We start from the raw sequence: 21,457 nt of genomic DNA, 5'->3' as shown, positions 1-21,457 counted from the left end.
CTTCACCCCTGACAGATCGCGAGCCCATGACAGAACGTCACACCACCGAGATCGCCGTCATCGGCGCGGGCGTCATTGGCATGGCCTGTGCCTTGCGGCTGGTGTCCGAAGGGCGGCAGGTGGTGATCGTTGATCCCGAACCGCCGGGGTCTGGGGCGTCTTATGGCAATGCGGGCACGATTGCCGATTATGCCGTGCAGCCAGTCGGCACGCCGGATGTGCTGAAAAGCCTGCCATCCCTGCTGTTTGACCGCAACTCGCCGCTGGCCATCCGTCATGCCGCTTTGCCGTCACTGGCGCCCTGGTTGCTGCGCTTTGCCCGCCAGAGCCTGCCCGGTGCCGCGAAACGCAACGCGCATGCCATTGCCAGCCTTTTGGCCGGGGCCGCGCCGATGTGGAACGAACTGGCCGCAGAGGTGGGGGGTGAGGCCATTCTGCAATCGCGTGGATGTCTCTATCTTTATGAAACTACCAAGGCGTTCCGCGCCGCCAAGGCCGATATGGCCTTCCGCCAAAGCCTTGGAATATTCGTTGAAATGCTGCGCCCCGAGGAACTTGCCGCCTTGGAACCCGGCCTGCCGGTGGTGGAGGGCGGCGCGGCCTTCTTCCCCGCGGCGCGTTTTCTGTCTGATCCGGTCAGGATGATGGCCCTGTTGGCGGCCCGTCTGGAACAAGCCGGTGTCACGCATCTGCGCCACCGGGCCGACCGCATTCAACGCCGGATCGACGGGGTGCTGATCGAAGGGCCGGGCCTGCATCTGCATGCCCGACAGGTGGTTCTGGCGGCTGGGGCCCATAGCCGTCGGCTGGCGGCACAGTCTGGCGACACTGTCCCGCTAGATACCGAACGCGGCTATCATGTGGAATGGGACATGGAGCGCCCCCGGCTGACCCGCCCGGCCTGCCCCACGGCCCGGGGTTTCTACCTCTGCCCGATGGCGGGGCGGTTGCGGGTGGCAGGCACCGTGGAGCTGGGGGGCCTGACGGCGCCCCCCTCGCCCCACCGGATCGCCCGCCTGATCGAAGGTGCCCGCGCGCTGTTCCCTGACCTGAAAGAACCCACGCGCGACTGGATGGGGTTTCGCCCCTCGCTTCCCGACAGCCTGCCGGTCATCGGGCCATCGCGTGACGGCGCGCAGATCATTCATGCCTTCGGCCATGGCCATATCGGCTTGACATTGGCCCCGATCACGGCACGGATCGTGGCCGACATCATCGCCGGACGGCCCCCTGCCCTGGACATTGCGCCCTATGCGGCGACGCGGTTTCACGGCAGGTAGCCCCGGAGAATTTGGGCAAGACACAAAGGGCAGACATGGCGGGCAAGGTTTTCGTAACGGGTTCGGCGGGGTTCATCGGCTTTCATCTGAGCCAAAGGCTTCTGTCAGAAGGCTGGCAGGTTCTGGGGCTGGATGGCATGTCAGATTATTATGACGTGCGCCTGAAGCTGCGCCGCCATGCCATGCTGGCCCAGAACCCAGGCTTTCGCGCGGTCGAAGGCCTGTTGGAAACCCCCGGCCTTGTGCGCGGGCTGGTTGATGACTTCCGCCCCGATGTGATCGTGCATCTGGCTGCGCAGGCAGGCGTGCGCTATTCCATCGACGCGCCAAGGTCCTATGTCGATGCCAATCTGGTCGGCACCTTCGAGGTGCTGGAGGCGGCCCGTGCATGCCCCCCCCGGCACATGCTGCTGGCATCAACCAGTTCGGTGTTCGGGGCGAACGAGTTGATGCCCTATGCCGAAACGCATAAAGCCGATCACCAGATGAGCTTTTACGCCGCCACCAAGAAGGCGACCGAGGCAATGGCGCATAGCTATGCCCATCTCTACGCCCTGCCGACCACGATGTTCCGCTTCTTCACGGTCTATGGTCCCTGGGGCCGGCCAGACATGGCGCTGTTCAAATTCACCAAGGCGATCCTGAGTGGCGAGGCGATTGACGTCTATAACCACGGCGATATGCGGCGCGATTTCACCTATATTGATGATCTTGTCGAAGGGATTGTGCGGCTGATCGCGGCGGTTCCGGGCGCAAATCCGGTGGGCGAGTCTGATAGCCTGTCACCCGTCGCACCTTGGCGGGTGGTCAATATCGGCAATGGTGCGCCGGTGCAGCTTATGGATTTCGTGGCCGCCATCGAGGCCGCCACCGGGCGCGAAGCCCACAAGAACATGCTGCCCATGCAGCCGGGCGATGTGCCGGCCACCTGGGCCGATGCAACGTTGATCGAAAGCCTGATCGGGCCGCTGCCGCGCACCGATATTCGCGACGGGGTCCGCAGCTTTGTCGCCTGGTATCGGGACTATTACGGGGTCTGATCACCCCTCATCTGGCCAGCACATACAAAAGGGGCGCGATTGCGCCCCTTATTCACAACATGCCTGGCACAACCTGATCAGGCGGGCGGTGACCATCGGCAAAGGTCTTGATGTTGATGATGACCTTTTCGCCCATCTCCACCCGGCCCTCTTGCGTGGCCGATCCCATATGCGGCAACAGCACGACATTGGGCAATTCGCGCAGACGCGGGTTCACCTCGTGGCCATGTTCATAGACATCCAGCCCCGCACCGGCAATTTCGCCTGCCCGCAAGCCCCGGGTCAGGGCATTTTCATCGATCACTTCACCCCGCGAGGTATTGATGACGACGGATGACGGTTTCACCAGCTTCAGCCGCCGCGCATTCAGCAGGTGAAAGGTCGAAGGCGTATGCGGGCAGTTGACCGAAATGATATCCATCCGCGCCAGCATCTGATCCAGACTTTCCCAATAGGTGGCCTCCAGCTCGGCTTCGGTCTCCGGGCGCAGACGACGGCGATTGTGATAATGGATCTGCATGCCAAAGGCACGCGCGCGCCGCGCCACGGCCTGCCCGATCCGCCCAAGGCCAAGGATGCCCAGACGCCGCCCTGCGATCCGTCCGCCCAGATGGCCCATCGGCGACCAACCGGTCCAGCGACCGGCCTGCATTTCCGCCATGCCTTCCGGGATGCGCCGCACCACGCCCAGGATCAACGCCATCACCATATCGGCGGTGTCTTCTGCCCCGACGCCCGGCGTGTTCGACACAAGGATTCCACGCGACCGCGCCGTGGCCACATCGATATGATCGACCCCTGCCCCGTAATTGGCGATCAGCTTCAGCCGCTCCCCCGCCTGCGCCAGCAAGGCCGCGTCGATCTGATCGGTCACGCAGGGCACCAGCACATCGCAGCGACGCACCGCATCGGCCAGTTCGTCCCGCGACATGCGGATATCGGGATCGCGCAATTCGACGTCAAACAGTTCTTTCAGCCGTGTTTCAACCACTTCGGGCAGGCGGCGCGTCACGATGACATGCAGTCGGCTTTGTGCGGGCATGGGCTTTCTCCATCGGCTCTGCGCGACCGGGGACTTCCAAAACGGTCGGCTTTCCGGCAAAGTGCCGCCTTGCGGGGGAAGGCACAAGCCCCCGAAATAATATTGCGCAGAGAATCTGTGCAGACGGGCAGAATTGCGTGGCACAGGCCGCGCGCACAAGGGGATAGGCATGGGATTCATCGCTTTGCCGGGCCGGGGCCTTGCACTGGCGCTGCTGATCGGGCTGGGGCCTGGCATGGCCGGGGCACAAACGGCACCTGACCCGGCCACAGGCGCTGACCTGCCGCCGGGAACCGACACCACAGCCGACGCGTCCGCCCCGCGGGATCCATCGCGCGGGCAGGTTACCAGCCTGCCCCTGCCGCGTTTTGTCACCCTGAAAACCGATGAAGGCAATGCAAGGCGCGGCCCGGGGCTGAGCCATCGCATCGACTGGGTCTTCAAGCGCGCCGGCATGCCTTTGCGGGTCACCGCCGAATACGAAAACTGGCGCCGGGTGGAAGATCAGGAAGGTCTGGGCGGCTGGGTGCATTATTCGCTGCTGTCGGGCGTTCGCTCGGTGCTGGTTCAGGCAGAGTTGGCCGAATTCCGCGCCGCCCCTGACAGCACCGCAGATGTGGTGCTGCGCGCCGAACGCGGGGTGATTGCCCGCGTCATCGCCTGCACCCCGGATTGGTGCCGCCTGAATGTGCAAGGTGAAAAGGGCTGGGTGTCCAAGGCCGCGCTTTGGGGCGTGGAAGCGGGCGAAGTGATCGACTAATCGGAACATCCGGGGGCCGATTCGCCGTGCCTCCGCAAGGGGGCTGCATGTCAGGCAATACACAGACAAGATTGAAGCTGTCGGCGGGGCTTGGCTCACTGCTGGTGGCGGGGGTTCTGGTGGCCCTGAAACTCTGGGCGCTGGCCGCCACGGGGGCGCTTTCCATTGCTGCATCGCTGGCGGACAGCGCCATGGATCTGGTGATGAGCGCGGGGGCCCTTGCCGCGCTGATCTATGCATCCAAACCTGCGGATGACGACCATAATTTCGGCCATAGCTCGGTCGAGGATCTGACGGCGCTGGCGCAGGGGATCGCCGTCGCCGCCTCCGGGGCGGTGATCGGCTGGGCGGCCATCGAACGGCTGATCTGGCCCGGGGCGGTGGAGATCGGGGCCGAAGGCGCAGGCATTGCCGTCATGCTGGTATCGATCGGGTTGACGCTGGGTCTTGTGATCTGGCAGGGCCGGGTGGCCCGGCGCACCGGCAGCAGGGTCATCGCAGCCGACCGGCTGCATTATCTGGGCGACCTGCTGCCCGCTGCGGGGGCAATCCTGTCATTGCTGGCGGCGCGCTATTTCGGGCTGACCCAGATCGACAGCATCGTGGCGCTTGCGGCCTCGGGCGTGATGGTCGTGGGGGCCTTGCGCATCTTCAAGGGCGCCTGGGATGCCCTGATGGATCGGCAGGCCCCACCCGAGGTGATCACCGGGATCGAAACGCTGGCACGCAACTGGCCGGGGGTGCTGGGGTTCCACGATCTCAAGACCCGTACGGCTGGCAGCCGCATCTTTGTGAACCTGCATATCGAACTGGATGGCGACCTGTCTCTGCGCGAGGCGCATGAGATCGGCGCGGGGCTGAAGCGCACGATCCTGCTGGCCTATCCGCAAACCGACGTGATCATTCACAAGGATGTGGCACAGCAGGTCGCATCGCCCTAGATCAGGATTTTCGAAAATCCATGTTGCATTCGCAAATCCTGCAGGTCATGCTGGCGGCATGTCCAGCCCTGGGGGATTGCGATGAAACACGAAAACCACCGCGAGGATGTGGCCGGTCGTGCCAATGTCGAAGACACGCCGGAACTGCTGCAGTATTACGCCGATCTTGATCGGTTCAGCGCCGGTGCGCTCTGGACCGTGGCCAACAAGATCGAACCCTGGGAGCCGAAAAGCCAGTCCGTGCCGGTCGTCTGGCGCTATGCCGACTTGCGCGATCATGTGCTGCGCTCGGTTCAGCTGGTCACACCCGAAAAGGCAGGGCGCCGGGTGATCTATCTGCGCAATCCCGGGCGCGAGGATGTGGCAGCGGCGGTCGGCTGGCTCTATGCCGGGCTGCAGGTCATGCATCCGGGTGAACAGGCCAGCGCCCATCGCCATTCCGCCAGCGCCATCCGCTTCATCATGGAAGGCAGCGGGGCCTATACGGTGGTGGATGGCCACAAGATGACCTTGGGGGCCAATGATTTCGTGCTGACCCCCAACGGCACATGGCACGAACATGGCGTGGCGGCAGAGGGCAGCGCCTGCATCTGGCAGGACGGGCTGGATATTCCCTTCGTCAACGCGATGGAGGCGAATTTCTACGAAGTCCATCCCGATCTGTCGCAGGCCGTGGGCTATGCCGTCGATGACATGACCAAGACCTGGGGCAATCCGGGCCTGACCCCCTATGGCGAAAGCTGGGCCAAACCCTATAGCCCGATGTTCAAATATGAATGGGCCCCCACCTACGAGGCGCTGACCAAACGCGCGCAATGCACCGATGGATCGCCCTTCGATGGCGTGATGATGGAGTATGTGAACCCCGTCACCCATGGCCCGGTGATGCAGACCATGGGGGCCAGCATGCAGATGCTGCGCCCCGGCGAACACACATTGGCGCATCGCCATACCGGCAGCTTCCTGTATCACGTCGCCAAGGGGCGCGGCCATTCGATCATCAACGGCAAGCGGTTCGACTGGCAGGAACGCGATATCTTCTGCGTGCCGTCCTGGGCCTGGCACGAACATGTCAACGGCTCGGATCGCGAGGATGCCTGCCTGTTCTGCCTGTCCGACACGCCGGTGATGCGCGCGCTCGGACTTTGGCGCGAACAGGCTTTCGGGGAAAACGGCGGCCATCAGCCGCTTCTGTGAGGACAGCATGAAACTTGTGACCTACCGCGCCTCGATCGAGGCGGCAGCCCGGCTGGGCGTGATCGATGGCGATTTTGTGGTGGATGCCGGCCACCTTGGCCTGCCCGACAGCATGCTGGCGCTGATCGAGGCTGGCCCCGCCGCCACCGCCGCCCTGCGCGACGCCCTTCCCGCCGCGCCATGGCAGGCCAAGCTGCCCTTGGCGAATGTGACGCTTCTGGCCCCGATCCCGCGTCCGAAGAAGAACATCTTCGGCATCGGCCTGAATTATGTCGATCATGTCGCCGAAAGCGCCAAGTCGCTGGATACATCGAACGACCTGCCGAAACAGCCGGTGATCTTCTCGAAACCCCCCACCACCGTGATCGCCCCGGGCGAGCCGATCCGCCACAATGGCGCGCTGACCCGGCAACTGGACTGGGAGGTGGAACTGGCCTGCATCATCGGCACCCGCGCCCGCCGCGTGTCGCGTGCCGAAGCCCTGAGCCATGTCTTTGGCTATGCGGTGATGATCGACGTATCGGCCCGCGACAACCGCCGCGCCGGGCAATGGATCGTGTCCAAGGGCATGGACAGCTATGCCCCCCTCGGCCCCTGTATCGTCACGGCCGATGACATCCCCGATCCCCAGACACTCGACCTCTGGCTCACCGTGAACGGGGTGGAAAAGCAGCGCTCCAACACCCGCCACATGCTGTTCAAGGTCGATGACCTGATCGCCGACATTTCCGCCGGGATCACGCTTGAACCGGGGGATATCATCGCCACCGGCACGCCAGAAGGCGTCGGTGCAGGTCGCAACCCGCAGGAATGGCTGACCCCGGGCGATACGGTTGTGGCCTGTGTCGAAGGCATCGGCACCCTGCGCCACCCGGTGATCGACGCCACCCATCTCTGACCCTTGCGCCTTTTGCCTTGGCCCAAATATCCTCCAGAAGTCCGGGGGGCGGAAAGCCTCCCGCCTTCGTCAAAGGGAACCGAACCATGACGCTGACTGTCGCTGTCGCCCAGCTTGCCTCTGATCCGCTTTCGGCGCTGCACTCTGCCGAAAAGGCCGCAGCCGCCATCCGCGAGGCGGCGGGCCGCGGGGCGCGGCTGATCGTCTTCCCCGAGGCCTATCTGGGAGGCTATCCCAAGGGGGCGAGTTTCGGGGCCCCCATCGGCATGCGCAAACCCGAAGGCCGCGCGGCCTTTGCCCGCTATCACGCCGCGGCCATTGACATGTCGGGGCCCGAACTTGCGCTGATCGCCGAGGCCTGCGCCGAAACCGGCATCTTCGCGGTGATCGGCGTGATCGAACGCGATGGCGCGACGCTCTATTGCACCGTGGCCTATGTCGATGGCGCGCGGGGCCTGGTTGGCAAGCATCGCAAGCTGATGCCCACGGCGGGCGAACGCCTGATCTGGGGCTTTGGCGACGGCTCTACCCTGCCAGTGTTCCAGACCGAATTCGGCACCATCGGTGCGGTAATCTGCTGGGAAAACTATATGCCGGCCTTGCGGCTGCACATGTATCATCAGGGGGTGACGCTCTATTGCGCCCCCACTGCCGATGACCGGGACACATGGCTGCCCAGCATGCGCCATATCGCGCTGGAGGGGCGCTGCTTTGTCCTGACGGCCTGCCAGCACATCACCCGCGCCGCCTATGGCCCTGATCATGAAAGCGCCCTGGGCGATGACCCGGATCAGGTGATGATGCGTGGCGGATCGGCCATCATCGGCCCGCTGGGCAGCGTGCTGGCAGGCCCCGATTTCACCGGCGAAACCATTCTATACGCCGATCTTGACCCCGATGAAATCCTGCGCGCCAGATTTGACTTTGACGCAACCGGGCATTACGCCCGGCCTGACGTGTTCCAGCTTACTGTGGACACCCGTCCCAAACGCCCTGTCACACAGGTGGATTGATGCGCTTCGACCTTGACCGGATTGACACGGCCATCGCCTACAAGCTGATGGCCGCCACCGTGGTGCCCCGCCCCATCGGCTGGGTGACAACGCTGGATCGCGCGGGCCAGGTGAACGCTGCACCCTACAGCTTTTTCAACGTGATGGGGACCGAACCCCCAGTTGTCGCACTTGGCATCCTGGGCGATGCGCAGCGGGGCTTCAAGGACAGCGCGCGCAACATTCTGGATACCGGCGAATTCGTGGTCAATCTGGTGCCGGAATCGCTGGCCCCGCAGATGAATGTCACGGCCGTCGATGCCCCGGCAGGGGTGGACGAGTTGGAACTGGCTGGTCTGACCCCGGCTGCGGCCACCCATGTCAAGCCGCCGCGTATTGCCGAAAGCCCGGTCAGCTTTGAATGCGTGAACCACGCGACCCTGGTCACCGGCCCGCATCAGGCGATGGTGGTGGGCCGGGTGCTGGCCATCCACATTGCCGATGCCTTCGTAAAGGACGCGGCGCGCGGCCATGTCGATACGCCCGCGCTGAACCTTGTCGGGCGCGGTTTCGGCGCAACCTATATCCGCACACAGGATACCTTTGATCTGGTCCGGCCCAGCTGGGCCACGTTCAAACGTCCCTGAACTCAAACCCCCTTGAGCATCCGCTCTGCCCCCAACCAGCCCATCAGGATCGCCGGGGCATTGGTATTGCCCGCGATCAGGTTGGGGAAGCTGGAGGCATCGATCACCCGCAGCCCCTCAACCCCGCGCACCCGGCAATCGGCATCCAGCACCGATGTGGCCGGGTCTGCGCCCATCCGGCAGGTGCAGGACGGGTGATAGACCGTGCCGCTGCGCTTGCGGAAATCGTCGATCAGGGCCGCATCGGTATGCACGGCGGGACCGGGGCGCAATTCCTCGGCGATCAGCCGCGCCATGGCTGGTTGTGCCGCGATATGGCGAACGAACTTCACCGCCAGCAGCATTTCCCGCACATCGTGATCGGTGGAAAAGGCATTCGCGGTGATCGCGGGTGCCGCCAGCGGATCGGCACTGGCGATGCGGATATGCCCCCGCGAGGTAGGCCTGCAATTCGACAGCCCGATCGACAGGCCCGGGAAAGGATCGGGCGTCAGGATGGGCCTTTCGCCTTCGCGCGGCAGCAAGGTGGAAAAAGCCTGCATATACAGCTGCATATTGGGGCGCGGCTCATCCGGGCTGGTGCGGAAGAACCCGCCGGCATGGTTGATGGATTTTGCCAGTGGCCCATTGCCACCCAGAAAATACTGCATCCCGGCGCGCAGCTTGCCCCACCAGGGGCGTAGCTCGTCATTGTAGGTCGGCACTTTCATGCGGAAGGTATAGTTGATCCCCTGATGATCATTCAGGTGATCGCCCACATTCGGATTGTCATGCAAAACCGGAATGTTCAGAGATTGCAGCAGCTTGCCCGGCCCGATCCCCGACAATTGCAGCAGTTGCGGCGAATTGATCGCACCGCCGGACAGGATCACCTCGGCCCTTGCCCGCAGCACTTCACGCTGGCCATTGCGATCAATCTCAACCCCCACCGCGCGGCGACCGTCAAAGATCACCCGGGTCGCCTGGGCCTTTGTGATCACACGCAGATTGGGCCGCCGCATCGCCGGGCGCAGAAATGCCCGCGCGGTGGAGTTGCGCCGCGCGCCCTTGATCGTCATCTGGTAGATGCCAGCACCTTCCTGCTGCGCACCATTGAAATCGGGGTTTTCGGGCAACCCCGCCTCGGCGCAGGCCGCCAGATAATCCTGCACCAGCGGATGCAACCCCTTGCGATTGGCCGAAATGAACAAGGGCCCGCCCTGACCGCGATATGCGTCTTCTCCGGCCTCGTTATCCTCCAGCGCGCGATAGGCGCGCAGGACTTCGTCCCAGCCCCAGCCGGGGGCCTGCTGGCCCCATTCGTCATAATCGGCGCGATGCCCACGGATCCAGACCATGGCATTGATCGACGACGAGCCCCCCAGCAGCTTGCCGCGCGGCCAGTGATCGCGCTGCCCGGCCAGACCGGAATCGGGCTCGGTCCGGTACAGCCAGTTCACCGCCGGGTCATAGAACAGTTTGCCATAGCCCAGCGGCAGATGCACATAGAACCGGGCATCGCTGCCGCCCGCCTCGATCAGCGTGACCCGGAACTTGCCGTTTTCCGTCAGACGGTTGGCCAGCACGCAGCCCGCTGAACCGCCCCCCACGATGATATAGTCGCTGTCTTCCATGGCGGCCGTCCCTGCTGTGTCGCAGGCCAGACTAGCGGCTGTCGTGGCAAGGACCTTGCATCGGCGCGACAGCAGATGTCGCAAATTCCTTATCCAAAGGCGAAGCTCGGTGCGTGCTCCACCGGAAAATTCACTGACCGGGCAATGAAGCAAACCTCGGCAATCCGATGATGGATCGCCTCGGCTGCCACAAGGTCAGTGCCCGGCGCAACGGTGATATGGGGGCGCAGGATCGCCTTCACAAAGCGCCCAGCCCCACCCCGCCCCACTTCGCCCTCGCCCATCGGGCTGTCGCAATAGCCCGTCACCACAATGCCGTCATCGCTGGCATAATGCAGATACCAAAGCATGTGACAGGCGGCGAGCGCGCTCAGCAGCAGATCCTCGGGGTTCATCCTGGTCGGATCACCCCCCAAAAGCGGATCGTTTGAGCAATGGATCACCGGCTTGCCCGGCACCGCAATGTCCCATGTCCGGTCATAGGCCCGGTAATGCGTCGTACCTTCGCCCCGGTTCCCGGTCCAGATCACCTGGCTTGAATACTCATGCGGCATTGCCACCCCCTGCCTGATTCATGTATACATGTATACATTAGCATCAGGAACCGCAACATGACTTTGGCCGATACCCTGCGCGAAGATATCCTGTCAGGCGCCCTGCCTGCCGGAACCGTGCTGCTGCAGACCGAACTTGCCACTCGCCACGGCACCAGCCGCATCCCGGTGCGTGATGCCCTGCAGCGTCTGGCGGCCGATCGGCTGGTGACCCTGATCCCGGGCAAGGGTGCGCGCGTCATCGCGCTCAGCCCTGCCGAACTGACCGAGGTATTTGACCTGCGGGTCTTGCTCGAATGCGATCTGCTGGTGCGTGCGGCCCAGTCGGCCGATGCTGACGCCCATGCCGCCGCCGAAACCGCCCTGCGCAAATCAGACCTTGATGCGGGTCGCCCCGGTTGGCGGCAGGGCGATGCGGCCTTTCATGCCGCCCTCTATGCCCCGGCAGGACGCCCGCGCCAGATGGCCATGATCGCCGAACTGCGCGATACCTGCGCTGTCCATACCCACCGGTATGACCGGCTGATCAGCAAGACAGATCAATGGCTTGCTGATCATCAGGGGATTTTTGACTGCTGGCGGCAAGGCAAGGGCAGCGTCGCCGCCGCCCTGCTCGCACGGCATATCCTGGCCGCACGCGACCATCTGCTGCCCCAGATGGGTTAGCGGCCCTTCCAGACCGGATCGCGCTTTTCGGCAAAGGCCCGCGCCCCTTCCAACTGATCCTCGCTGGAATACAGCCGGTCCACCGTTGGCATCTGCCGCTTGGTAATGCGGTTCAAGGCATCCTGAAAACGCATGTTCTCGGCCTCGCGCACCACTTCCTTGATCGCGGCATAGACCAGAGGCGGACCGCTTTCGAGCAGCCGCGCCAGATCCCAGGCCTTGGCCAGCAGGTCCTCGGGCGCGCAGACCTCTTTCACGATCCCCCAGCGATGCGCCTCTTCGGCATCGAACCAGCGCCCGGTCAGCAACAGATCCATCGCAACGTGATAGGGGATGCGCTTGGGCAGTTTGATACTGGCGGCATCGGCCACCGTGCCCGACCGGATTTCCGGCAAGGCAAATGTGGCATTGGTCGAACACAGGATCAGATCGGCCGACAGCGCGAATTCCAGCCCGCCGCCACAGCAGATGCCCTGCACGGCCGCAATCACCGGTTTGTTCAGATTGGGCAATTCCTGCAGGCCGGCAAAACCGCCGACACCGTAATCGCCATCGACCGCGTCGCCTTCGGCTGCGGCCTTAAGATCCCAGCCGGGGCAAAAGAACTTCTCTCCCGCAGCCCGGATGATGCAGACGCGCAGACTGTCATCATCGCGGAAGTCGCGAAAGGTCAGCCCCATGATCCGGCTGGTGGCCAGACTGATCGCATTGGCCTTGGGCGCATCCAGCGTGACCTCAAGAATGGCGCCTTCGCGGCGGGTCTTGATCGGGCCTTCGGTTCGCATCTGCATGTCGGACATGTCACACATTCCGGATCAGCGCATCCACCGCAACGGCACCTTGCGTCCGCACGAGGATCGGGTTGATTTCAATTTCTTCCAGGCTGTCATCGGCCAGCATCTGCCCGCCAAGCGCGACCGCGATCTGCGCGACCGCCGCCATATCGGCCCGCGGCCTGCCGCGATACCCATCCAGCAGCGGCCAAAGCCGCAGGCGGCGCAGCGCCTGCAGCACCTGCGCCTCACTCACCGGCAGCACCAGGGTCACCGTATCGGCCAGTACTTCGGCCGTCACGCCGCCCATGCCCAGTGTCAGCGTCACGCCATAAACCGGGTCACGCCGCAGCCCCAGCAGGATTTCGGCCACTGCACCCGTAACCATTTCCTCCAGCAGATAGCCGGTGGCGCCCGGCATTTCGGCCTGGCCGTCCAGCGACATCAGGCCCAGACGCACCGCGCCCGCCTCGGTCTTGTGGGCAAAACCCAGCCCCTTCAACGCGAAGGGCGCCGTCAGGCCAGTACTGTCCAGCCCTGCCAGCGTTGGCGCGGCCACCGATTTCGGCACCGCAACACCGGCTGCGGCCAGCAAGGCCTTGCCTTCGGCCTCGGACAGAAGATGGCTGTCGCGCGGTGGCAGCGCCCGCGCAGGACGCCAGCCCGCCTCGCCCGGCAGGGTCTGCGCAGCCTTGATGGCCACCATGGCGGTTTCCAGCCCAAGCAGGGCACAAACCCCTTGGGCCCGCATGGCAGCCATCCGGTCCTCGCCGATGTTCTCGGCAATCAGCGACACCGGAAAGGCGATCTTGCCGGTAGCCTTCTGTGCCGCCACGATGGCATCAAACGCAGGCTGGAACGAAGACGGATCGCAGCGATCCGGGCGCGGGCTGTCGATCACGAAAATGCCCGCATCATAGGGTTCCAGCATCGCGCTGAAAACTTCGGTGGTCTTTGGCCCATCCCCCCAGATGAACGTGTGATAATCCAAGGGGTTGGAAATCGTGGGGATCGGCCCCAGAACATTGAACAGCCGGTCATGCGTGGCCTGCGGCACAGGCGGGAACGCAATCCCGCAGGCAGCCCCCAGATCAGCCGCCAAGCCCGCCTCGCCCCCTGAACAGGAAACACTGCAAATCCGAGTGCCGATCTGTGGCCCGTGCAGATGGAAAATCTTCAGGGTTTCCAGCAATTCGGCCGGCGAATTGACCTCGGCCACACCGATCTGGCGCAAGAATGCACTTGAGGCCGCGCCGCCGCCGGCAAGGCTGGCCGTATGGCTGGCAGCCGCGCTGCGCGACAATTCGGTCTTGCCCGATTTGATGACCACGACGCCCTTGCCCAGATTGCGCGCCCGTTCGGCCAGCGCCGCAAAGGCCGGGGCATCGTCAATACCCTCGACATACATGCCAAGCGCCGTGACCCGCGGATCATCGATCAGGGCACCGGCCAGATCGGCCAGCCCTACGACCGCAGCATTGCCCAGACAGGCCACATAGGCCATCGGCAAGCCACGTTGCTGCATGGTCATGTTGATGACGATGTTCGACGATTGACTGACCAGCGCCACGCCGCTCGTCACGGGTACACCACCATGCTGATCGGGCCACAGCAAGGCCCCGTCCAGATAATTGATGACGCCATAGCAGTTTGGCCCGAGGATCGGCATGTCGCCAGCGGCCGCCACCAGCTTTTGCTGCAACTCGGGTTCACCCGCCTCGGTCCAGCCAGATGCGAAGCAAATGGCACCACCTGCCCCCAACCGGTTCAGCTCGGCCACAACCTCGACCGTGGCAAAGCGGTTGACCCCGATAAAGGTTGCATCCGGGGCCGCCGGCAGATCGGCCAAGGAGGCATAGGCCTTCAGCCCCCCCACTGTCTCGCGCTTGGGATGCACCGGCCAGATCGGGCGATCAAACCCCATCTTCTGACATTGTTCGATGACGTTCTCGGCCCATCCGGCCCCAAGAACGGCGATGGAGCGCGGGCGCAGCAGGCGGGAGAGGTCCTTCATGCCCCCCCCTCCGCCATGCGGCAAGCCCCGGGGGCGCTGCCCCCGGCCCCCCGGGATATTTGCAAACAGATGAAAGAGGCGAACTGACGCCCTGCCTCCAGCCAAGGAGGCAGGGAATCTTCACCTGTTGCGGCCATCGGCGTCCCCGCCTGTTCCGCAGTCACAGAGTTGAGGGATTCGGTTAACATTGCGTTATTCATCTGTTCAAAAATATCCTCGGGGGGAGGCCCGACAGGGCCGTGGGGGGCAGACAGCCCCCCTTGCTGCGGCTCAACCGCCGACCGCACGCAACAGCTCGCGCGAGATGATGTGGCGCTGGATCTCTGACGTGCCTTCCCAGATCCGCTCCACGCGGGCATCGCGCCAGATGCGTTCCAGCGGCAGATCGTCCATCAGCCCCATGCCGCCATGGATCTGGATCGCCTCATCCGCCACCATGGCCAGCACTTCGGTCGCCTTCAGCTTGGCCATGCTCATATCGGCCTCGGTCACCGTGCCTTGGTCGAACTTCCAGCCTGCTTCCCAGGTCAAGAGCTCCGCCGCTTTCAGTTCCATCGCCATATCGGCCAGCTTGAAGCTGACGCCTTGAAACTTGCCGATCTGCTGGCCGAACTGCTTGCGCTCCGACGCATAGATGATCGCATGCTGCAAGGCCCGGTCGGCGCGGCCAAGACAGGTAGAGGCGACTTGCAGCCGGGTGGCGCCCAGCCAGGTATTCGCCACCTCAAACCCCTTGTGCAGCTCGCCCAGCACGGCACTGTCGGGCAGGCGACAATTGTCGAATTCCAGCACGCAATTGGTGTAGCCGCGATGGCTGACATTGCGATAGCCTTCGCGCACCGTATAGCCCGGCGTGCCCTTGTCCACGAAGAAGGCCGTGATGAGCTTTTTCTTGCCGCGTGGCGTATCTTCCTCGCCGCTGGCCATGAAGACGATGGCGAAATCGGCCAGATCAGCGTGAGAGATGAAATGTTTGGTGCCGTTCAGCACCCAATCGCCGCCCTCGCGCCGCGCGCTGGCCGTCATGCCGCGCAGGTCCGACCCGGCGCCCGGTTCGGTCATGGCAAGGCAATCCCATTTTTCGCCGCGGATGCAGGGAAACAGATATTTCTCGCGCTGCTCCGGTGTGCCCGCGAGCAGGATATTCGAGGGCCGCGCCACGCAGGTCCAGTGCAGCGCATAATTGGCCCGGCCCAGCTCGCGCTCATACAAGAGCCAGCTCAGCGTATCGAGCCCCGCGCCGCCCACCTCTTCGGGCATATTGGCTGCATAAAGCCCCGCCGCCATGGCTTTTTGCTGAATCTCGCGGATCAGATCGGGGCGCAGATGGCCCGTGCGCTCCACCTCGGCCTCATGCGGATAAAGCTCCGCCTCCACAAAGGCGCGGGTGGTTTCGACGATCATCTTCTGCTCGTCTGTCATGCCAAAGAACATAGGCTTAACCTTTCCGCTGTCCGGTGAAGCGCCCGGCCGCCTCGGGGCGCGGCAGCGCCTGATGGGCGCGCGCAATCGGTATCAGCCGATCCAGCACATGCGGACCCGCCGCCACCGTGCGCCCGGCCTTCATATCCACATGCAAAAGCATCTGTTCGATGGTGGCCACGGCCTCCTCACCCTTCATGATCCGAATGAAGATGTGCAGCCGCTTCTCATCCGCAGCCAAGACCTGCAAGGTGCCGGTCAGCCGGTCGCCCAGCTTGGCCTCGCCCAAATGCATGATATGGCTTTCCGCCGTGTAATAGCTGAAGCCGCTCGCGACATAATCCATATCCGAGCCGATCAGCCGCAGAAACGCATCCGAGGTTTCCGAGGCCGCGAACAGATAGCGGCTTTCGGTCATATGGCCGTTATAGTCGATCCAGCCGGACAGCACCTGCATCTGCGCCATCACCAGGGGTGCGCCAGTCGCCTCGCCGTCATGGAAGGCCGCGCGGCGGCGTTCGTCATGTTCGCGCAGCACGCGGCCCGCGCCCCAGTTGCGATCCTTCAAGGCCCGCATGAAGCCGATCAGATTGCTGTCGCGGATGCGCTCCAGCTCGCGGATCGTATAGGCCCCCGATTGCGCATCCGACTGGCCCGCGATCAGATCGACCAACTCGTCGTTGAATTCGGGCACATCGGTCAGCTTGGTCCAGGGCCATTGCAGGCAGGGGCCGAATTGCGCCATGAAATGCTTCATGCCCGCCTCGCCGCCCGCCACGCGGTAGGTTTCAAACAGGCCCATCTGGCCCCACCGCAGGCCAAAGCCCATGCGGATCGCTTCGTCGATCTCCTCGGTCGTGGCGATGCCGTCCTTGACCAGCCACAGCGCCTCGCGCCACACCGCTTCCAGGAAGCGATCCGCGATATGGGCATCAATCTCCTTGCGGATATGCAGCGGGAACATGCCGATCTCGCGCAGGATTTCCTTCGCCTGCTCAATGGCTTGCGGCGGATTGGCCGGGCTGGGCACCACCTCGGCCAGGGGCAGCAGGTAAACCGGGTTGAACGGATGGGCCACGAAAATGTTGCCCGGATCGGCGGCATTTTCCTGCAATTGCGAGGGTTTGAAACCGCTGGTCGAAGACCCGATCAACACGCCCGGCGCCACCTGCTGGATCTGCGCGAAGACGCGGTGCTTCAGCTCCAGTCGCTCGCTGACGCTTTCCTGAATGTACTGCGCGCCCTCCACCGCCTCAGTGATGGTGCCCGCAAAGCTCAAGCGCCCCTCGGCGGGCATCGGCACATCCGACAGCGCCGGAAGCGCCGCGCGCGCATTGGCCAGCACCTCGCCAATCTTGCGCTCGGCCTGCGGATCGGGGTCGAACACCGCCACATCCCAGCCATTCAGCAGGAACCGCGCCGCCCAACCGCCGCCGATGACGCCACCGCCAATAATCGCCGCTTTTCTGGTCATCTTGTCCTCACTTCGCCAGCGGCGCGCGTTTTTCCAGCTTCAGCTTGGCCCGCACTTCGGCGGGGGTCAGCACCCGCGCGCCCAGATTGGAGATGATCGACACCGCACGCTCCACCAGCTGCGCATTGGTCGCCAGCACGCCCTTGTCGAGCCACAGGTTGTCCTCCAACCCCACCCGCACATTGCCACCCGCCAGCACAGAGGCCGCCACATAGGGCATCTGGTGGCGGCCAATCGAAAACGCGCTCCAATGCCAATGGCTTGGAACATTGTTCACCATGGCCATGAAGGTGTTCAGGTCATCCGGCGCGCCCCACGGCACGCCCATGCACAGCTGCACCAGCACCGGATCGGGAATGATGCCTTCTGCCGCCAGTTGTTTGGCAAACCACAGATGGCCGGTATCAAAGGCCTCGATTTCAATCCGCACGCCGCTGTCCACCATGCGCTTGGCCATGTCGCGCAGCATGCCGGGCGTGTTCACCATCACATAATCGGCCTCGGCAAAGTTCATCGTGCCGCAATCCAGCGTGCAGATTTCGGGGCGGCATTCCACCACATGCGCCACCCGTTCGGCCGCGCCCGCCATATCGCTGCGGGGCGACATGCGGTTCATGGTTTCCGTCCCATCAAACAGCAGATCGCCGCCCATGCCCGCCGTCAGGTTCAGCACCACATCCACCGCCGAGTCGCGGATGCGCTCGGTCAGTTCGCGATACAGCGCAGGATCGCGCGCGGGCTTGCCGGTTTCGGGATCGCGCACATGGCAATGCACCACCGCCGCCCCCGCCTTGGCCGCTGCAATCGCGCTTTCGGCGATCTGCGCCGGGCTGCGCGGCACATGGGGGCTTTTGTCCTGCGTCCCGCCCGAGCCGGTCACGGCGCAGGTGATGAAGACTTCACGGTTCATGGCAAGCGGCATCGGCATCTCCTTCGTTGCGGTCAGATTAGCGGGCTTGCGTGGCTTGGCGTTGCGATTTACGAAAGCTGCATGGCACAGAACGCAACTATCTTCGCCGCATCGCAGCAGGCGCTGCGCCTCGCCCTGTTGGTGTTGCCGCATGCCTCCATCCTCGAAGTGGCCGCCACGCTGGACCCGCTGCGCGCCGCCAACCGCCATCTGGGGCGCGAGGCCTATCGGTGGCGGGTGGTCACGCCGGTGGGCGCGCCTGTGCCGCTGACCTGCGGGATCGAGCTGCCTTCTTCCGGCCCGCTTGCCACCGCCGATGGGGCCGATGTGCTGATCGTGATTGCAGGCTATCGGCAATCAGAGGTCGCAACCAAACCGCTTTTGCGCGATCTGCGCCGGCTCGCCCCGCGCTTTCGCGCGCTTGGCGGCATTGATGCCGGGGGCTGGGTGCTGGCCCGCGCCGGTCTGCTGGCGGGCCAGCGCGCCACGGTGCATTGGGAAGATCTGGAAGATTTCGCTGCCAGCCACCCGGATATTGATGTGGTGCCCGACCGTTTCACCCTGTCGGGGCGGTTTTTCACCGCCGGGGGGGCCGCGCCCGCCACCGATCTCATGCTGCATCTGATCGCCAGCCGCCAAGGCGCGGCGCTGGCGCATCAGGTGGCGGCGAGTTTCGTCACAACCCCCCGCCCGGCGGCCGAACCGCAGATCACCGCCACCCGCCCTGACCCGCGGCTTGACACTCGTGTGGCGCAGGCCATCGCCCGGATGGAGGCGCGGCTGGATGCGCCGGAACCCACTGCCGCCACAGCCGCTGCCCTGAAACTGTCGCCCCGGCGGCTCGAGCAATTGTTTCGCGCCAATCTGGGGGTCACGCCGGGGGCCTATGCCCTGATGCTGCGGCTGCAAGCCGCGCGGCGGATGCTGACAGACACCCGCCACCCGCTGGCCGAGATTGCCCTGCGTTGCGGCTTTTCCAGCGCCTCGACCCTCAGCCGGGCCTTCCGAGCGGAGTTTGGCCAGCCCCCCTCCGCCCTGCGCCGCGCTTAGGCCGCGTCCAAGAGCCCGCGCCCTTTCAGCAGCGCCTCCACACCCGGCATCCGGCCCCGGAACTCCAGATACAACTCCTCCGCCGGGCGTGATCCGCCCGCCGACAGGATGAACCGTTCCAGCCGCGCCGCCGTTTCGGGGTCAAACGGATTGCCCGTCTCCTCGAAGGCGGCAAAGGCATCGGCATCCATCACCTCGGACCACATGTAGCTGTAATATCCCGAGGAATAGCCGTCGCCCGAAAAGACATGCGCAAAATGTGGGGTGGCATGGCGCATGCGAATGGCGCGCGGCATGCCAAGCGCCTCCAGCACTTCGGCCTGTTTCTGCATCGGATCGGCAGGGGCCGGGCCTTCATGGAAGGCCAGATCGACCAACGCCGAGGCGACAAACTCCACCGTGGCAAAGCCCTGATCATAGGTGCCCGCCGCCAGCAGCCGCTGCAGCATCTCTGCAGGCATCGGCGCGCCGGTCTGCCAATGCCGGGCATGGGTCTCCAGCACCTCTGGCACTTCCAGCCAATGCTCATACAACTGGCTGGGCAGTTCCACGAAATCGCGCGCCACCGAAGTACCGCTGATGAAACCATAAGTCACATCCGACAGCATCTGGTGCAGCGCATGGCCGAATTCGTGGAACAGCGTGCGCGCATCGTCATAGGACAAGAGGTTCGGCTCACCCTTGGCGAAATTGCAGATATTCACCACGATCGGCACCACGCGCCCACCCAGCTTGCGCTGGCTGCGCATCGCCGAACACCATGCGCCCGAGCGTTTGGAGCTACGCGCGAAGTAATCGCCAATGAAAACCGCAATGGTCTCGCCATCGCGCGAAACCTCCCAGGCGCGGGCATCCGGGTGGTAAAGGTCCACCTGCAAGGGCTTGAAATCCAGGCGGAACAGCCGATGCGCGCAATCGAAACAGGCCGCGATCATCGCCTCCAACCCCAGATAGGGTTTCAGCGCCGCCTCATCCAGATCATGCTCGGCCTTGCGGCGCTTTTCGGAATAATAGCGCCAGTCCCAAGGCTCCAGCGGCCCGGCAACGCCATCCGCCGCCAGCATCTGCGCGAGTATCGCCGCATCCGCCTCGGCCCGGGCCCGCGCAGGCTCCCAAACCCGCATCAGCAGGTCACGCACCGCCGCAGGCGTTTTCGCCATTTCCGGTTCCAGCTTGAAATCGGCAAAGCTGGCATAGCCCAGCAGCTGCGCCCGCTCGGCCCGGAGCCGCAAGATCTCGGCGGCCACGCCGCGATTGTCATGGGCGTTGCCATTGGCCCCGCGTGCAACCCAGGCCTCATAGGCCTTTTCGCGCAGTGCGCGACGGGGCGAGAATTGCAAGAACGGCACGATGAGCGAACGGCTGGTGGTGATGATTGGCCCCAGCCCCTTTTCCGCCCCTGCCGCGCGGGCGGCATCCAGCAGAAACTCGGGCAGCCCTTCCAGATCCTCGGGTGCCAGTTCCATGAACCAGCCGCGTTCCTCGGTCAGAATATTCTGGCTGAACTCGGTGCCGAGCACCGCCAGGCGGCTTTTCACCTCGGTTAGACGCGCGGCCTCGGCCCCGTCCAGCCTTGCGCCGGAACGCACGAACATCTGGTGGTAAAGCTCCAGAACCCGGGCCTGTTCGCGGGTCAATCCAAGGGTATCGCGCGCGGACCAGAGCGTTTCCATGCGCCCGAACAGCGCCTTGTTGTTGGTGACCTCCGAGGAAAAGGCGCTCATCTTCGGGGCCAGATCGCGCATCAGCGCCTCGCGCGCAACAGTGCTGTCGGCACCTGCCAGATTGTAGAACACACCCGCAACGCGGTCGAGCGTGGCCTCCGCCAGTTCCAGCGCCTCGATGGTATTGGCAAAACTGGGCGCGTCGGGGTTTTCGGCGATGGCAGCAATGGCTGCGCGGGCATCAGCCAGCCCCACATCAAAAGCAGGGGCGAAATCGTCATCCTTCAGGGATGCGAAGGGCGGCAGGGCGAAGGGCGTATCCCAGGGCGACAGCAGCGGATTGGTCATCGGCAATCTCCTTTTGGTGACAGCCTAGCAGTTGAAACCGCAAGGTCCAGAGCCGAACCCAGCCCCCCCGCCGTGCAATGAAAAAGGCCGCCCCGAGGGGCGGCCTTTCTGTCCGATGACCCGAGGGTCACCAGAACATCATCACTCGATGATTTTCGACACGACGCCTGCG

At 64.2% G+C, this 21,457-nt stretch carries 19 protein-coding genes; 10 read left to right on the top strand and 9 right to left on the bottom strand.

Annotated elements, in window-relative coordinates:
* The first annotated feature begins 26 nt into the window (after positions 1-26).
* Positions 27-1,280: an NAD(P)/FAD-dependent oxidoreductase gene (locus V6590_RS03185; protein ID WP_335419447.1), complete on the top strand. Its 1,254-nt coding sequence runs from the start codon at positions 27-29 to the stop codon at positions 1,278-1,280.
* A 35-nt stretch (positions 1,281-1,315) separates the two neighbouring features.
* Positions 1,316-2,320: an NAD-dependent epimerase/dehydratase family protein gene (locus tag V6590_RS03180; RefSeq protein WP_335419444.1), complete on the top strand. Its 1,005-nt coding sequence runs from the start codon at positions 1,316-1,318 to the stop codon at positions 2,318-2,320.
* A 52-nt stretch (positions 2,321-2,372) separates the two neighbouring features.
* Here V6590_RS03180 and V6590_RS03175 read toward each other — a convergent pair whose 3' ends face one another.
* Positions 2,373-3,362, bottom strand: coding sequence for a 2-hydroxyacid dehydrogenase (locus tag V6590_RS03175; RefSeq protein WP_335419441.1), 990 nt, complete (start codon positions 3,360-3,362; stop codon positions 2,373-2,375).
* 169 nt (positions 3,363-3,531) lie between these two features.
* Here V6590_RS03175 and V6590_RS03170 point away from each other — a divergent pair, with 169 nt between their 5' ends.
* The 6 genes from V6590_RS03170 (at position 3,532) to V6590_RS03145 (ending at position 8,797) form a co-directional block, all read left to right on the top strand.
* Positions 3,532-4,122 (top strand): SH3 domain-containing protein, encoded by a 591-nt coding sequence (locus tag V6590_RS03170; RefSeq protein WP_335419439.1) that lies wholly within the window; start codon positions 3,532-3,534, stop codon positions 4,120-4,122.
* A gap of 47 nt (positions 4,123-4,169) precedes the next feature.
* Positions 4,170-5,063: a cation diffusion facilitator family transporter gene (locus tag V6590_RS03165; protein WP_335419436.1), complete on the top strand. Its 894-nt coding sequence runs from the start codon at positions 4,170-4,172 to the stop codon at positions 5,061-5,063.
* A gap of 81 nt (positions 5,064-5,144) precedes the next feature.
* The gene (locus V6590_RS03160; protein ID WP_335419432.1) at positions 5,145-6,260 is read left to right on the top strand and encodes a cupin domain-containing protein; all 1,116 of its coding nucleotides are present in this window, start codon (positions 5,145-5,147) and stop codon (positions 6,258-6,260) included.
* 7 nt (positions 6,261-6,267) lie between these two features.
* Positions 6,268-7,158: a fumarylacetoacetate hydrolase family protein gene (locus V6590_RS03155; RefSeq protein WP_335419429.1), complete on the top strand. Its 891-nt coding sequence runs from the start codon at positions 6,268-6,270 to the stop codon at positions 7,156-7,158.
* 86 nt (positions 7,159-7,244) lie between these two features.
* Positions 7,245-8,171 (top strand): carbon-nitrogen hydrolase family protein, encoded by a 927-nt coding sequence (locus V6590_RS03150; protein WP_335419426.1) that lies wholly within the window; start codon positions 7,245-7,247, stop codon positions 8,169-8,171.
* A complete protein-coding gene (locus tag V6590_RS03145; RefSeq protein ID WP_335419423.1) occupies positions 8,171-8,797 on the top strand; it encodes a flavin reductase family protein in 627 nt (208 codons plus the stop codon). Before V6590_RS03150 ends, V6590_RS03145 begins: the two co-directional genes overlap by 1 nt.
* 2 nt (positions 8,798-8,799) lie before the next feature.
* On the opposite strand, the gene V6590_RS03140 is transcribed toward V6590_RS03145, so the two are convergent.
* Entirely contained in the window at positions 8,800-10,410 is a 1,611-nt protein-coding gene (locus V6590_RS03140) for a GMC family oxidoreductase (RefSeq protein WP_335419420.1), read from the bottom strand.
* An 89-nt stretch (positions 10,411-10,499) separates the two neighbouring features.
* Entirely contained in the window at positions 10,500-10,964 is a 465-nt protein-coding gene (locus V6590_RS03135) for an OsmC family protein (protein WP_335419418.1), read from the bottom strand.
* Positions 10,965-11,021: 57 nt separating this feature from the next.
* On the opposite strand from V6590_RS03135, the gene V6590_RS03130 reads away from it, so the two are divergent.
* Positions 11,022-11,630, top strand: a complete 609-nt coding sequence (locus V6590_RS03130; RefSeq protein WP_335419416.1) for a GntR family transcriptional regulator — start codon at positions 11,022-11,024, stop codon at positions 11,628-11,630.
* Here V6590_RS03130 and V6590_RS03125 read toward each other — a convergent pair.
* From V6590_RS03125 to bcoG, 5 genes are all read right to left on the bottom strand, one after another.
* On the bottom strand, positions 11,627-12,430 hold the full coding sequence (locus V6590_RS03125) for a carnitinyl-CoA dehydratase (RefSeq protein ID WP_335419413.1): 804 nt from the start codon (positions 12,428-12,430) through the stop codon (positions 11,627-11,629). The two genes, V6590_RS03130 and V6590_RS03125, sit on opposite strands and share 4 nt — an antisense overlap.
* Before the next feature lies 1 nt (position 12,431).
* Positions 12,432-14,417 carry an acetate--CoA ligase family protein gene (locus V6590_RS03120; RefSeq protein ID WP_335419412.1) on the bottom strand — a complete coding sequence of 662 codons (1,986 nt, stop codon included), beginning with the start codon at positions 14,415-14,417 and terminating at the stop codon, positions 12,432-12,434.
* A gap of 270 nt (positions 14,418-14,687) precedes the next feature.
* Positions 14,688-15,851 (bottom strand): acyl-CoA dehydrogenase family protein, encoded by a 1,164-nt coding sequence (locus V6590_RS03115; protein WP_335419409.1) that lies wholly within the window; start codon positions 15,849-15,851, stop codon positions 14,688-14,690.
* Positions 15,852-15,855: 4 nt separating this feature from the next.
* The gene (locus V6590_RS03110) at positions 15,856-17,313 is read right to left on the bottom strand and encodes a carnitine 3-dehydrogenase (RefSeq protein WP_335419406.1); all 1,458 of its coding nucleotides are present in this window, start codon (positions 17,311-17,313) and stop codon (positions 15,856-15,858) included.
* Positions 17,314-17,320: 7 nt separating this feature from the next.
* Entirely contained in the window at positions 17,321-18,235 is a 915-nt protein-coding gene (bcoG, locus tag V6590_RS03105) for a 3-dehydrocarnitine:acetyl-CoA trimethylamine transferase BcoG (RefSeq protein ID WP_335419403.1), read from the bottom strand.
* A 69-nt stretch (positions 18,236-18,304) separates the two neighbouring features.
* Here bcoG and V6590_RS03100 point away from each other — a divergent pair, with 69 nt between their 5' ends.
* Positions 18,305-19,273 (top strand): GlxA family transcriptional regulator, encoded by a 969-nt coding sequence (locus V6590_RS03100; protein WP_335419400.1) that lies wholly within the window; start codon positions 18,305-18,307, stop codon positions 19,271-19,273.
* Here the strand turns inward: V6590_RS03100 and V6590_RS03095 are convergent.
* Complete coding sequence (locus V6590_RS03095; RefSeq protein ID WP_335419397.1) at positions 19,270-21,285, bottom strand: M3 family metallopeptidase; 2,016 nt, start codon at positions 21,283-21,285, stop codon at positions 19,270-19,272. The genes V6590_RS03100 and V6590_RS03095 overlap by 4 nt on opposite strands.
* Positions 21,286-21,457: the final 172 nt, after the last annotated feature.

Source organism: Gemmobacter denitrificans (assembly GCF_036964905.1).
GTDB classification, from domain to species: Bacteria; Pseudomonadota; Alphaproteobacteria; order Rhodobacterales; family Rhodobacteraceae; genus Gemmobacter; species Gemmobacter denitrificans.
Note: the sequence above shows the minus strand (reverse complement) of the source record. Positions and strands in the feature narration are given on the sequence as shown.